Below are 13182 nucleotides of genomic sequence, written 5' to 3' on the forward strand. Positions count from 1 at the left end.
ATCGTTTGTACAACCACCATGTTTAGGACAAACTCTCTGTTTTAACAGAGAGTAGTTGATGTTATAATGTTCGAGATGATTAAATGTAGCAAGTTTAAGGAGGCAGCGATGAGTTACCAAGCATTATACCGCGTTTGGCGGCCGCAGACATTTGGAGATATTGTTGGCCAAGAGGCTGTTGCGCGTACGCTGCAAAATGCCATTCGAACTGGCAAAACGAGTCACGCTTACTTGTTTACGGGTCCAAGAGGGACTGGTAAGACGAGTGCGGCTAAAATTCTATCGAAAGCGATCAACTGTCCAAACCAGGTGGATGGGGAACCATGTAATGAATGTGAGATTTGCCGCGCAATTACGGACGGAACTTTGCCGGATGTGATTGAAATCGATGCGGCGTCTAACAACGGGGTTGAGGAGATTCGTGACATCCGTGATAAGGTTCGCTATGCACCAACGGAAGCGCAATATAAGGTCTATATCATTGATGAGGTCCACATGCTTTCAACGGGTGCTTTCAATGCTTTATTAAAAACCTTAGAAGAACCACCAGCTAATGTCATTTTTATTTTAGCAACGACTGAGCCGCATAAGATACCTGCAACGATTATTTCAAGAACCCAACGTTTTGATTTTAAACGTATTTCACGTCAGGCGATTGAGGACCGGATGGCATTTATCTTGGACCAGGACGGTACTGAATATGAGAATGGCGCCCTTACTGTAATTGCTCGGGCAGCAAACGGTGGGATGCGAGATGCCTTATCCTTGTTAGACCAGGTGATTTCCTTTTCCGATGGGACTTTATCACTTGAAACGAGTCGGTTGGTGACGGGGGCCTTGTCTGAAGAGCAGTTGGTTCAATATACGGAGGCCCTAGCTAATGGGCAAGTGACGGCAGCATTAGACCACTTACATGCTTTATTGGCTGGTGGTCAAGATGCGGCGCGTTTTGTGGAAGAGCAGTTGGTTTTTGTGCGTGATTTAATGATTGCCAAGGAAACCAAGGCAGATACGGCTGAGATTGAAGAGTTGACCCAACGTTATGACGAAGCCTTTTATAGTCTAGCGAAAACGATTGATGTGAATGTCTTGTATAAGATGATGAAAGTCTTCCGAGAAACGCAGGCAGAGATTCGTTTTTCATTGCAACCAACGATCTATCTAGAGGTGGCAACGGTTCAGGTAGCTAGCCAAATCGGTAGTCAGTCGGCTGTTGGTCAAAGTGGTAACCAACAAGTGGTGGCTAACCAAGAAGGTGACCATGTCTTGCCAACGCAAGTGAGTCAAGCGTTAGCTGAATTGCAAGAACAAGTGGCGAATTTAACGGCACAGGTCCAAAATGGGGGCGGAGAGCCAGCTATACCTGCGCCAAGTAAGCCGGCTAAGCGGTCAGGGAATGCGACGGCCTTTACGCCAAATCTGACGAAGGTCTTCCAAGTGTTAAATCAAGCGACTAAGAAAGACTTGAATGATATCGCCAATTTATGGGATGGGCTGATTGAGAGTCTGCCAAGTATGCAAGCGGCCTTATTGAAGGCAACTTTCCCAGCGGCGGCTTCACCAAATGCATTCGTAGTGCGGTTTGATTATGAAATTCTGTGCAAGAAGGTGGATGACGATACGGAGACCCGTCAAGAAATTGAGCGGATTCTTTCTAATCAACTAGGTCACCCAACGAGGATGTATTATTTAACGAGTGACCAGTGGCAGTCTGCCCGTCAAAGTTATGTCCAAGCTATGAAGAATGGCGAATTGAGTGACTTGGTTGGGGACGATGCAGTGGCTACTAAAGGGTCGGTGACAGATGCTGAGGCCTTTACTCAGGAAGATGAAGTGGTGGATGATGGGTTGGATGAGAACGGATTGAATGAGGAAGAATCGCGTTCGCGTCAAGAGCAAGTTGATCAAGCAACTTCACTATTTGGTAAGGATAATGTTACAATAATAGATGATTAGGTCATGGGGCTTGATGCCAAAATGACAATGAATATGTAATTTAAAAAATATGAAAAGCTAAAAGGAGACGATAAAATGGCAGGCGGAATGGCAAATATGCAACAAATGATGCGTAAAATGCAAAAGATGCAACAAGAGATGGAGTCAGAACAAAAGAGTATTGAAACAAAAGAGTTTCAAGGAACTGAACCTTCAGGTATGGTAAATGTTACTGTAACAGGTGACCGCCGTGTGAAAGCAATCAACATCAAACCGGATGCAGTCGATCCAGAAGACGTTGATATGTTGCAAGATTTATTGATTGAAGCAGTGAACAACGGACTTGAAAAAGTAGACACTGAAACTGCAAACGTTATGGGCAAATACACTAAAGGTATCCCAGGACTATAATCAAGGCAAAGAATATGGTTGATAATGATGGACCATTTATACCATGGGTAGCGGGACTACGCATGGTATTTTTTTGACAGGATGTGAGCACCACTTGTGCTAATTCTGCCTTTTATTGGCCAGTGCGTGACCTTTTTGCCAAGAATGATTGAAACAATGTTAGGAAAGTTAGATGCAGGGGTGTAGAGAATGCAGTATCCAGAACCAATCGCTAAATTAATCGATTCTTTTAGTAAGTTGCCAGGGATTGGCGCGAAGACGGCGTCTAGGTTGGCCTTCTTTGTCTTGGACATGCCTGAGGCGGATGTGCTGCAATTTGCGTCTTCCTTGGTGGATGCAAAGCGTGAGTTGCGGTATTGCTCAGTTTGCGGGAATATTACCCAGTCTGATCCTTGCGAAATCTGTGCGGATGAAAACCGGGACCGGTCACGGATTCTAGTGGTGGAGCAGGTGCGTGATGTGGTATCTATGGAACGGATGCGTGAGTATCACGGCCTCTACCATGTCTTGCACGGGGTGTTATCCCCAATGGAAGGCACTGGGCCGGAAGATTTGAATATCCAGCCCCTATTGACCCGTCTGCAAGATGACCAGGTCAAGGAAGTGATTGTGGCGACCAATGCAACAGCTGAAGGGGAAGCGACCGCAACCTACCTGTCTCGTTTGATTAAACCTGCAGGCATTCAAGTATCGCGGATTGCCTATGGTTTATCTGTCGGCAGTGATATTGAATATGCGGATGAGATGACCCTATTGCGTGCCCTTGAAGGCCGCCGTGATATCGATTAACTAGTCTATAACAGATTTTAAGGAGACCTTATGGATACACAAAAATTTTCTGGGAAATTTATTACTGTTGAAGGACCCGATGGCGCAGGCAAAACAACCCTTATTCAGGGACTGACACAAAAGCTTGAAGACAAGTTAGCTGTACCTTTAAAGCTGACCCGCGAGCCAGGTGGCGACCCGATTGCGGAAGATATCAGAGAAGTGATTTTAAGTCCGGAAAATGTGGCCCTAGATCCTAAAGCTGAAGCCCTTTTATACGCAGCTAGCCGTCGTCAACATTTAGTCCATACCGTACTGCCTGCACTTGAAGCTGGGCATATGGTCTTATGTGACCGGTTCGTCGACTCGTCAATTGCCTACCAAGGCTACGGTCGTGAAATTGGGGAAGAGGGGATTATTGCCATCAACCAATTCGCAACAGATGGCCGCCAACCCGACTTGACATTGTATTTAGATATTACGGCTGAAGAGGGGATTCGCCGGATTCAAGCCAACCGCAGTCAGGCTGAACAAAACCGCCTGGACGTTGAAGCCATTGATTTCCATCAACGGGTTCATAAAGGGTATGGCGTCTTGAAAGACCGTTTTCAAGAGCGGATTCAAGTCATTGATGCCACCCAAGACCCTGAAAGTATGCAGCGGGATGCCTTGGCTATTTTAGAAAGCCATTTCCCAACTTTATTTCGTTAATTCAGCTAAACATTCAAATCTTTAAAGCACCTTAAAGCAATGGAAAGGAGTCCATCAATGGCACACGAACATTTTGATATCGCCAAGAAGCAAGCGGATTTGACCGCTATGATGGACCGGGTCCTCGTCAATAACCGCCTTGGCCACGCCTATATTTTTGAAGGCATGGTAGGTTCTGGTCAAGAAGATATGGCCCTATATTTAGCGGCCTATTTGAATTGCCTCAATCCAGCTGACAAGGGGATACCTTGCGGGACATGTAACCATTGTCGTCGGATATTGTCCGCTGACTATCCGGATGTTTTTCATATTCAACCGGACGGGAATACCATTAAAATTGACCAGACGAGAGATTTAAAAGAACGGTTGTCCATGTCCTCACTTGAAGGAGACAACCAAATTTTTATTATCCATGAAGCAGAGAAAATGACTGTCAATGCAGCCAACTCTTTGTTGAAGTTTATCGAGGAACCGCATGAAAATGTCTTTATTTTCCTTCTAACCAATAATAGGGACGCGATCTTGTCGACGATTGTCTCCCGCTGCCAGATGATTCATTTTCCCCAATTAAACCGGGTGGACCTACAAGCCTTATTTGAGGAAGCGGGGATTAAGCCCAGTATGGCGACAACTCTGACGGCTTTAACCAATGATGTGGGTGAAGCGACGGCGCTGGCAGAGAATGAAGATTTCCAGCAACGACTCAACTGGTCCTTGCAGTGGGTGGATTTAATCGTGAAAAAGGACCCTCGTGGTCTAACCATGGTAGCTTCAGACTGGATGAAGGGTCCAAAGGGTAGAGTGGATATGATTCAAGCTCTTAATCTTGTAGCTTTTCATTTTCATGATTTACTTTACTTATTGCTGCATGCAGATCAAGGACAAAGCAACCAAGACCAGATGGTATTTCCTAATGATTTTGGGAAATATCAAGGAATGCTGGCTAAAATTACGGTCGAAGAAGCAACAAAAGCCCTACATTTAGTAGGGCAAGCACAACGGATGATTCAATCAAACGTGAGTGTACAATCCGCTATGGAATATATGGTGCTAGCTTATTGGAAGAAATAGATTTCAATCTTTATAAGGCTCCGATAATACCAAATATAGAGATAGTTGCTAGTAAGGATAAGAACTTTTGTTTCATGATTTTGTCTTCTTTTTGTTAAAATATAGCAGAGTTTTAGGGGAAATTTTATTTATCGTCATATATTACAAAGGAGCAACAGCGTGAACATTGGCACAATATATAGAGGTTTAAGAATGGAGCGAGGGTTAACCTTAAAGGATGCAACCACTGGCGAGATTTCTTATTCCCAACTTTCAAAGTTCGAACGTGGTGAATCTAGCATCACAATTCATCATTTGGTGAACTTGGTTCATAATCTGGGTATATCCTTTTCAGAATTTATTGCTGCTATTGAGAAATTCGATAGTCCATATAAATTATATATTGAAGAAATTGATAATGCTTATAAACAAGGCGATATTGCTGCATTGAAAGTGATTATACAAACCCATGAAAAATTGTACCTTGAAACCAACCAAGTGTTGTTTAGATACAATGCCATTATGACGAAACTTTTACTAAATGATTTAACTGAGGTTGAGATTGCTGAAACAGATAAGGTAGCCATTAGCGATTACATTTTGAATTGTTCAATCTGGACGACTTATGAAGTGATTTTATTAGGGAATTCCCTTAGAGGATTAACAATGCCGTTGCAAGACTTATTAGTCCATGAAATGGTTAAAAAACTGCCTACTCTAAAAGAGACAGACGCTATCAAAAGTCACTTGCTCAACATTCTAATCAATGTGTGCTTTGATCGTTTACGGTCAGGGCGGACTGAAGAAGTGAAAGATATCGTAGCTGAAGTTCAACCTGAACTTAGCACAAATGCTTATTATTTCAAAAATCGACTTTTATTTTTAGATGGTATTATCCAAATTATTGAAGGACAGTCGGATGAAGGATTAAGTAAGTGTCATAAGGCCATCCAAGTTTTTGAACTATTTGACCCACCACTCGCTAAAATGCACCGAGATGAATTAGCTTGTTATCAGACCATCTTTACTATTTCAGTAGCACATGAAAGTAAAGATGGTGGAAGTTCAAGTTCGCATACATTATCATAAAAAGGCCGAGACGGTAAAGTCTCGGCCTTTTTATGATAATGTAAGGGCTATTTCTATAGGGCTAATCGTTTCTTTAAGGCTAAAGCTAGAGAAATGGCTGCTACATTTTTAATGATATCAGTTGGTAGGAAGATAATCATACCTGACATAAGTGTTTGCATCCAAGTGATCGGTGAATCTAGTAAGAAGTTCAGTGCCAGATACATGTATGTTAAACCACATAAGAATATGATGACATTCATGACTATTGCGCGAATAGTTAATACTTTCCAACCATTTTCAAGGGCCGGATTTTGACTGGCGAAAATCATGGCTACAATAAAGCCGATGATAAAACCAAAAGAAGGGCTGTAAATAAAGGCACCTTTAAACATAAATAAAAGAATGGCGTTTAATAGCATAGCAACTGCTGCATATTTTCTTGGTAGTAATAAACCCGTTAAAATAACGGCTAAGGTCTGTAGCGTGAAAGGAATTGCACCGAATGGTACAACAACATAGGAAGCAATGAGTGTAATTACGCTCATAAGTGCTGAAAGTACCCAGTAGTAAGTAGATGATTTTGTCATATTGTTCTCCTTTTAATTGAGTCAACCTTATTTTATTTATGGTTGACCATTTATTTTATACATGGATGTGCGCTAAATGATCACACATCCAAAAGTTGCTACTATAGTTAAGTTTAAGTACGCTATTGGTCAGCGAATTGCTGACTAGAGAAAGACACTTCGCCCGATACAAGGGTTCGTACTTTACCTTCTGATGTTTCAATTGAAAGATGACCAAGATCTGTTACACCAAGGATTTTACCACAGTAGTTTTCGTGGTTTTCTATATAGTTAACCCATTGGTTTTTACCTAATAAGTGACTACGGTAATAGTCCAAGAAATCCAGACTAGATAAATCATCATAGTAGGATTTAAATTTAATTACAAAGTTTGTAATTAAATCATTCGTATTGAATGTTCTTGGCAATTGTGGTCCGAATAAGGTGCCCGCAACAGATTGATTTTCTGCATTTTCTTTGGAAAAGTCACCTGCAAGGTTAGATCCAACCCCAAGTACCAAATGTGAAATGGTCTGACTTTCCATATCAAAAGTCGCTTCAGTTAGGATACCGACAACCTTTTTTCCTTGATAAAATAGGTCATTCACCCACTTGATCATGACATCATCAGTTAAATAGTTGGATAATGTTTCTGCATAGGCTGAAGCAGAAGCAATAGTCATTGAAGCGACCAGTTCATTATTAACACCACTCGGAGGTGTCATCACTAATGAAAAGTAAAGTCCTTGGCTAAGAGATGAATAAAAAGTACGACCGCGACGGCCACGTCCAGCTATTTGCTCACTCGAAATAAAGAGGGCAGGCTGATTAGGGTAATCTGCTGCATGTTTACGACCAAGGTCATTAGTGGACGAGGTAGATTCTTGGTAGTAAACCTTTAATTCAGGCCAAACGTTTTGTAAGCCATGGCTAATTTGGCTAGGATCAATGGCATGGTTTAGGTTTTCTAAGGCATAGCCATTTTTAGGATGACGGATAATTTCATATCCTTCAGTTTCTAGTTGCTTCACAGCTTTCCAAACAGCGTTGCGGCTGACTTGGAAGTGGTCGGCTAATTCTGGTCCAGTATGAAATTGTCCAGGATGGTCTAATAGGTAGGCCAGTAACTTTGCTTTAACTGTCATGACATGTGTCCTTTCTTTTTATACAAGCATTAGATTAGCAAGTTAATCATATATTGTCAACTAATTTTAAAAAAAGGGTGACGACGTATATTTAAGCGTATAATAAAAACCCTTTATTCATGTGCTTTTGACTTTAGTGAATCAAAAGTTTTAACACGATTAAAGGGCTTATGTAATACTTATTTTATTCGTCTTCAAATGCTTCGAATTCATCAAAGTCATCAAAAGCGGCATTTTCAAGCATATAAGCAACTGGGTCAGCTTGGTAGGTTTGAATATCTTCAATGATGGGGGCTTCGATTTTTCGATTTAGCCCAATTTGCATACCCTGGTCTTGGTAGCCTTGTTTTACATACATGTCATAAGGGGTATCGTCAGCATCAGCAGACAGGATAATCATTTTACCTTCAGCTAGGGCTTTATCACATACCCATTGTTGGATGAGTGAACCGATTCCTTGACGCTGGTAATCGTCTAAAACTTGGAAATTATCAATTTCATAGGCGTTTGCTAGGCGGATAATATCAGTGATTGCAACCAATTTGTCGTCTATATAGACAGCTAGGGCAGTGGTGTTATCTTCCGCTAAGAACCATGGATAGTAATTCAATTTTTGTTGGGCAAACTCGCTTGAATCGTCGATGGCCTTGTCAAAAACTTGGTTGAAGTCGAAGTAGTCTTGTTCAATAGATGCGTCGACTTCTTTCAATACTAGACGGTCACCGTAAGTGTCGTGCGCTTTGGTTGAACCTTTGAAATCAGCGGGGTCTAACACCATTAACTTGGTTAGTGAAATTTCATAGCCCACTTCACCGATTGAAGCGAATAGGTCTGGGGCTAGTGGTTGATTCATAGGTAGTACGAAGCTGTAGTAGGCGAGGTTTAAGTCATAAGCGTAATCTAGAAAATTGTCTTCTAGAATATCTAATTCTTCGGCTGTAGGGACGAAATCTAGGACTATTTTGTTGTTACTATACATGCTAGGGACCTTGCGATTACCAATGAAATAGTATAATTCGGTTTCATCGTAGGTATCAGCTAGGGTAAACATATTGTCAAAGGTAAATGCTTGCATGAGCGTGCTCCGTTCCTTGCGTAAAATTTTGTCTATATTATTGTTCCTATTTTAGCATAGCTTAGACTAATCGTTTAGGAAAATAAATCGTGCTGGCTAGGTATAACTTGCTAGCTCTTCAGTGAAAACATTATTTACTTGAGATGATTTAGCGTAATTACTAATCAAAAACCGAACAGGTGTGCTATAATTGACGCTAGTTGAAAAGGAAGTTTTCATTTAGGTTAGCCACATCATGTGGTATCATGGAGAGTGAAAAAAGCGTAGATATTGCGTTTTGACTGAAATGATCCGATAGCCAAATAGGCTTTGGCTAAACAGGTATAGGATGACTAGTAGAAAGTAGGTGTGGGAACGTGGATGAACATCATGTAGCAGAAGAAATTACTGCATTGAAGAGTGATTTGCAGGGGATGATTGAAAAAATTGATGCTATCAATGAGGAATGGGACAAGTTATTGATTTCTTCCCATAACTTGAAAATGGAAAATTTTTATTTGCGTGAACGGGTACAAGAGTTAACGGAATTAAACGATAGTTTGTCGCAAAATACTGCGAAAACAGATGAACCTGCCGACGAGAATACGCCACAGGTGATGTCAAAAGCCCGTCAAAATCTTATGAATATCTACGAAGATGGCTTCCATATTTGTAATATTTCCTACGGTCAACGCCGAGGAAATGACGAACAGTGCATGTTCTGTTTAGATATTCTTTATGGTGAGCGTGCTGGTGAGGGGAATCAAGGCTAATGGATACACCCTTTTTACAAGCAGGCGAACGGTTGGATGCCTTAATTCCGCAAAATCTTGAAATTATTCAAAGTGACCTGACCTTCTCCTTCTCGGTAGACGCAATTTTATTGGCGCATTTTGCCCAGGTGTCTTCGAGTCGGGTGAAACAGGTCATTGATTTTTGTTCGGGTAATGGGGTGATTCCTTTATTACTGTCGGCTAAAACGAGTGACAAAACCCAGATTCATGGGATTGAAATTCAACCTCAAGTAGCAGACATGGCCAAGCGGTCGATGGTACATAATGACTTGGCGGACAAAATTGCGGTTCACCAGATGGATTTAAAATCGGTTCGTGACCATTTTAAAAAGGATTCTGTAGATGTCGTGACTTGTAATCCGCCTTATTTCAAGAAATACGATGAATCTAAAGTCAATTTATTGGATGCTAAAACCTTGGCGCGCCATGAAGTGGCGATGACAGCGGAAGATATTTTCCAGCAGGCTCAGTTTGTCCTACGTAACCGTGGTAAATTGTATATTGTCCATAGACCTGAGCGGTTGAGTGAGTTGATTGTTTTAGGTAACCAATACCATTTGACTTTGAAACGGATGCAATTTATCTATCCGAAACCAGGTAAAGAAGCGAAAACCATTTTGCTAGAATTCATGAAAGATGGTCATGATAAGGGTTTGCGGGTCTTGCCACCTTTCTACACGCAAACCTTGTCGGACGAGTATACACCAGAAATGAGACAGTTAATTTATGGCGAATAAGTCAGAAAAATGGCACTATTTCTACGTGCTAGCTTGCAGTGATAATACGCTTTACACAGGATATACGACTGATCCTGATCGTCGGGAAATGGTTCATAACCAAGGTAAGGGAGCCAGGTATACTCAGGCAGCTGGGCGTCGGCCCGTTCATATGGTTTACAGCAAGCCGTTTACATCAAAGTCGCGGGCCATGTCAGCGGAATATCGATTTAAACAATTAACCCGTAGACAAAAGGAAGGCTTCCTTAAAGAAAAGGGCGTCAGCCAAGTTTGGCCCCCAAAAATGTGGACGGACCGGGTGTCTGACAGCTTAGAGGGCAGTTTACCCTTTTTGCCGGAGGAAGAAAAAGCAATTAAAGATGAGGAGTGAGGGCATGGTTCAGGTACAACATTCATTTAAAAAGCAGGAGAATGAAGGGTTTGGTACCTTGTATTTGGTGCCGACGCCGATTGGTAATTTGGAGGATATGACTTTTCGTGCAGTCAATACCTTGAAATCGGTGGATATGATTTTGGCTGAGGATACGCGAAATACGCAGAAGTTGCTCAATCATTTTGAGGTGACGACGGGGCAGATGTCCTACCACCAACATAATAGTCAAACGCGGATTCCACAAATTTTGGCTATGCTGAAAGAAGGGCAGAGTTTAGCGCAGGTGTCGGATGCTGGTATGCCTGCTATTTCAGATCCGGGTTTTGAATTAGCGCAAGCTGCAATCGCTGAAGGGATTCGGGTTGTGCCGCTACCTGGAGCCAATGCGGCCTTAACTGGGCTAGTGGCTTCAGGTTTGGATACTGACCAGTTTGCTTTTATTGGATTTTTACCGCGTAAGAAGTCTGAGAAAAAGGCTTTCTTGGATGGCTTGGTGAATTTTCCCTACACGATGATGTTTTATGAATCGCCTTACCGCTTGGTGCAAACCCTTGAGGATTGTCGAGATGCCTTCGGTCCTGACCGGCCTGCGGTGGTGGTCCGGGAGTTGACTAAGAAGTTTGAAGAGTTTAACCGAGGCAGCCTGGATGATTTGGCTGTGCATTTTGACCAAAATGGGCCGATTAAAGGGGAAATTTGCTTCTATATTGCGGGTAATGATGCGCCAGTGACTGAGGCGACGATGTTGCAGGATGCTTTAGAGGAAATGACCTTGAAAGACCAGGTGGACTGGTGGATGGGGCAAAAAGACTTGTCGACAAAGGATGCCATTAAACAAGTGGCTAAGCAAACGGGCGTGAATAAGCGGGACGTGTACGCGGCTTACCACGAAATCTAGGAGGCTTTATGATTCCATATCTCATAGCGCTGACATGTTTTCTTGTTGGCATCGTCATTTTAGTGATTGCACCAAGGAATTTGGTGGATAATTTCCTGTTTTTAGCGGGCTTTATTATTTTATTTTTTGCAATTTTAAATGATCCGACTTTTAACAACCATCCCTTCTTCCAGCATGTCTTTTATTGGTTGGACAGGTATGTCCGGTTATTAGCGCCTTTATTTACCATGATTTTTGGAGTTGGGATGATTTCCTATGCTTTGAAAGTCTACCGGGTTGAAAAGTCGAAATTGCAGTTGACGGTAGGTTTACTATTGGCTGCTGTATTGATTGGCGGAACGGTCTTCCAATATGTTGCCAGTTTCTTCTACTCGACCCTTTTTCACCAGGAAGTGGTAAGGGTCTTCCAGTTTGCAATGGCCTATTTCGTGATCGCTTTCGTCAATTATTTGGTGGTGACCTTGCGATTGACCTTGTTGGAGGATGAGGGCCAGCAGGATTTTGTGGTGATTTTGGGGGAGCAGCTGTCTAAGAACGGGGAACCTTCGGGTGTTCTGGAGAGTCGGTTGGATATGGCGGTGGATTATATTGAACGGCAACAGTTCCAATTTCAATCGGTGCCACGGATAATCGTGAGTGGGACGTCGACTGGGGCGGAGTCGCAAGTGAGTGAGGCGCGGATTATGGCCGATTATTTGGTGGACCACGGGGTGCCACCTGAGATGATTTTACTTGAGGACCAGGCGCGAAATACCCATGAGAATTTTATTTATGCAAAAGGGATTATGCAGGCGAATGTGAAGCAGTTGAAAACGACGAAAGCGGTCTTTGTGACGTCGTCTTACCATTTATACCGCAGTCAGTTGTACGCCAATATGGAGGGCTTGTACCAGATGTCTGGTGTGGGTGCGCAGGCGACGATGATGGAGCAGATTTTAAATTGGGTGCGGGAGTTTGTCGCCATTATTTTCATGCACCGGAAGCTGCATTTGGCGGTTTCTTGTTTGATGGTTGGTTTAGGGGTCATCAATTTCGTGCATTTTTAATACAATATTGAAATATTTAGCTTGAAATTGTACTTTTTTGTATGGTATTAGGCTATTTTTTTTACAAAAAATGAGAGATATGGTTTAATAAATTATGTATTATTAATCATATTTTATTTAGGGGAGGAAACAAAAATGTTAAAAGAATTCCGCGATTTTATCGCTAAAGGTAATGTTTTAGATATGGCAATCGGGGTTGTAATGGCGACTGCTTTTACTACTATCGTGAACTCATTAGTAAATGATATTATTATGCCATTTGTTGGATTATTTTTGGGGTCAACAGACTTTACATCTATCACAGTTCAGTTAGGTTCAGCTGTATTAACTTTAGGTAACTTCATCCAAGCAGTGATCACATTCTTAATTATTGCATTGGTATTATTCTTCGTCATGAAAGCTGTAGCATCATTGAAGAGCCAATTCGAAAAAGATGGTGTTGAAGAAGACGACGAGGTAGCACTTGTTGATAGCCAAGAATTACTATTAACAGAAATCCGTGACTTATTAAAAGAACAAAATAATAACTAAAGGGTGTAAGCGAGACCGCTAAGCTCAACAATACTGGAAGAATAGTGCCGTATCACACAAAGTGTGATGCAAACTATTCTGAAGTGGACTTG

15 protein-coding genes are annotated in these 13182 nt (G+C 42.0%); 12 read left to right on the forward strand and 3 right to left on the reverse strand.

Annotated features, from left to right (window positions below):
* The first annotated feature begins 108 nt into the window (after positions 1-108).
* The 6 genes from dnaX to AC973_RS00890 all read left to right on the forward strand — a co-directional run bounded on the left by dnaX (position 109) and on the right by AC973_RS00890 (position 5964).
* Positions 109-1956, forward strand: a complete 1848-nt coding sequence (gene dnaX / locus AC973_RS00865; RefSeq protein WP_048726050.1) for a DNA polymerase III subunit gamma/tau — start codon at positions 109-111, stop codon at positions 1954-1956.
* A 75-nt stretch (positions 1957-2031) separates the two neighbouring features.
* Positions 2032-2346 (forward strand): YbaB/EbfC family nucleoid-associated protein, encoded by a 315-nt coding sequence (locus AC973_RS00870; RefSeq protein WP_048726053.1) that lies wholly within the window; start codon positions 2032-2034, stop codon positions 2344-2346.
* 189 nt (positions 2347-2535) lie between these two features.
* On the forward strand, positions 2536-3135 hold the full coding sequence (gene recR / locus AC973_RS00875; RefSeq protein ID WP_016897879.1) for a recombination mediator RecR: 600 nt from the start codon (positions 2536-2538) through the stop codon (positions 3133-3135).
* Positions 3136-3165: 30 nt separating this feature from the next.
* On the forward strand, positions 3166-3825 hold the full coding sequence (tmk, locus tag AC973_RS00880) for a dTMP kinase (RefSeq protein WP_048726058.1): 660 nt from the start codon (positions 3166-3168) through the stop codon (positions 3823-3825).
* Between the two features lie 57 nt (positions 3826-3882).
* The gene (gene holB / locus AC973_RS00885; RefSeq protein WP_048726060.1) at positions 3883-4896 is read left to right on the forward strand and encodes a DNA polymerase III subunit delta'; all 1014 of its coding nucleotides are present in this window, start codon (positions 3883-3885) and stop codon (positions 4894-4896) included.
* 192 nt (positions 4897-5088) lie between these two features.
* Positions 5089-5964, forward strand: coding sequence for a helix-turn-helix domain-containing protein (locus tag AC973_RS00890; protein WP_225968898.1), 876 nt, complete (start codon positions 5089-5091; stop codon positions 5962-5964).
* A gap of 53 nt (positions 5965-6017) precedes the next feature.
* On the opposite strand, the gene AC973_RS00895 is transcribed toward AC973_RS00890, so the two are convergent.
* The 3 genes from AC973_RS00895 to AC973_RS00905 form a co-directional block, all read right to left on the reverse strand.
* Positions 6018-6533 (reverse strand): biotin transporter BioY, encoded by a 516-nt coding sequence (locus AC973_RS00895; RefSeq protein ID WP_048726064.1) that lies wholly within the window; start codon positions 6531-6533, stop codon positions 6018-6020.
* 122 nt (positions 6534-6655) lie between these two features.
* On the reverse strand, positions 6656-7657 hold the full coding sequence (locus tag AC973_RS00900) for a biotin--[acetyl-CoA-carboxylase] ligase (RefSeq protein WP_048726067.1): 1002 nt from the start codon (positions 7655-7657) through the stop codon (positions 6656-6658).
* 184 nt (positions 7658-7841) lie between these two features.
* Positions 7842-8732 carry a GNAT family N-acetyltransferase gene (locus tag AC973_RS00905; protein ID WP_048726070.1) on the reverse strand — a complete coding sequence of 297 codons (891 nt, stop codon included), beginning with the start codon at positions 8730-8732 and terminating at the stop codon, positions 7842-7844.
* Positions 8733-9088: 356 nt separating this feature from the next.
* Here AC973_RS00905 and AC973_RS00910 point away from each other — a divergent pair, with 356 nt between their 5' ends.
* The 6 genes from AC973_RS00910 (at position 9089) to mscL (ending at position 13090) form a co-directional block, all read left to right on the forward strand.
* Entirely contained in the window at positions 9089-9484 is a 396-nt protein-coding gene (locus AC973_RS00910; protein ID WP_048726072.1) for an initiation-control protein YabA, read from the forward strand.
* Positions 9484-10242, forward strand: a complete 759-nt coding sequence (locus AC973_RS00915) for a tRNA1(Val) (adenine(37)-N6)-methyltransferase (protein WP_048726075.1) — start codon at positions 9484-9486, stop codon at positions 10240-10242. The genes AC973_RS00910 and AC973_RS00915 overlap by 1 nt, the downstream gene beginning before the upstream one ends.
* 25 nt (positions 10243-10267) lie before the next feature.
* Positions 10268-10612, forward strand: coding sequence for a GIY-YIG nuclease family protein (locus AC973_RS00920; RefSeq protein WP_349675138.1), 345 nt, complete (start codon positions 10268-10270; stop codon positions 10610-10612).
* 4 nt (positions 10613-10616) lie between these two features.
* Complete coding sequence (gene rsmI, locus AC973_RS00925; protein ID WP_048726081.1) at positions 10617-11513, forward strand: 16S rRNA (cytidine(1402)-2'-O)-methyltransferase; 897 nt, start codon at positions 10617-10619, stop codon at positions 11511-11513.
* 8 nt (positions 11514-11521) lie between these two features.
* Positions 11522-12559, forward strand: a complete 1038-nt coding sequence (locus AC973_RS00930) for a YdcF family protein (RefSeq protein ID WP_048726085.1) — start codon at positions 11522-11524, stop codon at positions 12557-12559.
* Positions 12560-12694: 135 nt separating this feature from the next.
* Complete coding sequence (gene mscL, locus AC973_RS00935) at positions 12695-13090, forward strand: large conductance mechanosensitive channel protein MscL (RefSeq protein ID WP_048726088.1); 396 nt, start codon at positions 12695-12697, stop codon at positions 13088-13090.
* The last annotated feature ends 92 nt before the right edge of the window (positions 13091-13182 follow it).

It is taken from the genome of Carnobacterium sp. 1290_CSPC, from assembly GCF_001053265.1.
GTDB lineage: Bacteria > Bacillota > Bacilli > Lactobacillales > Aerococcaceae > Aerococcus > Aerococcus urinaeequi.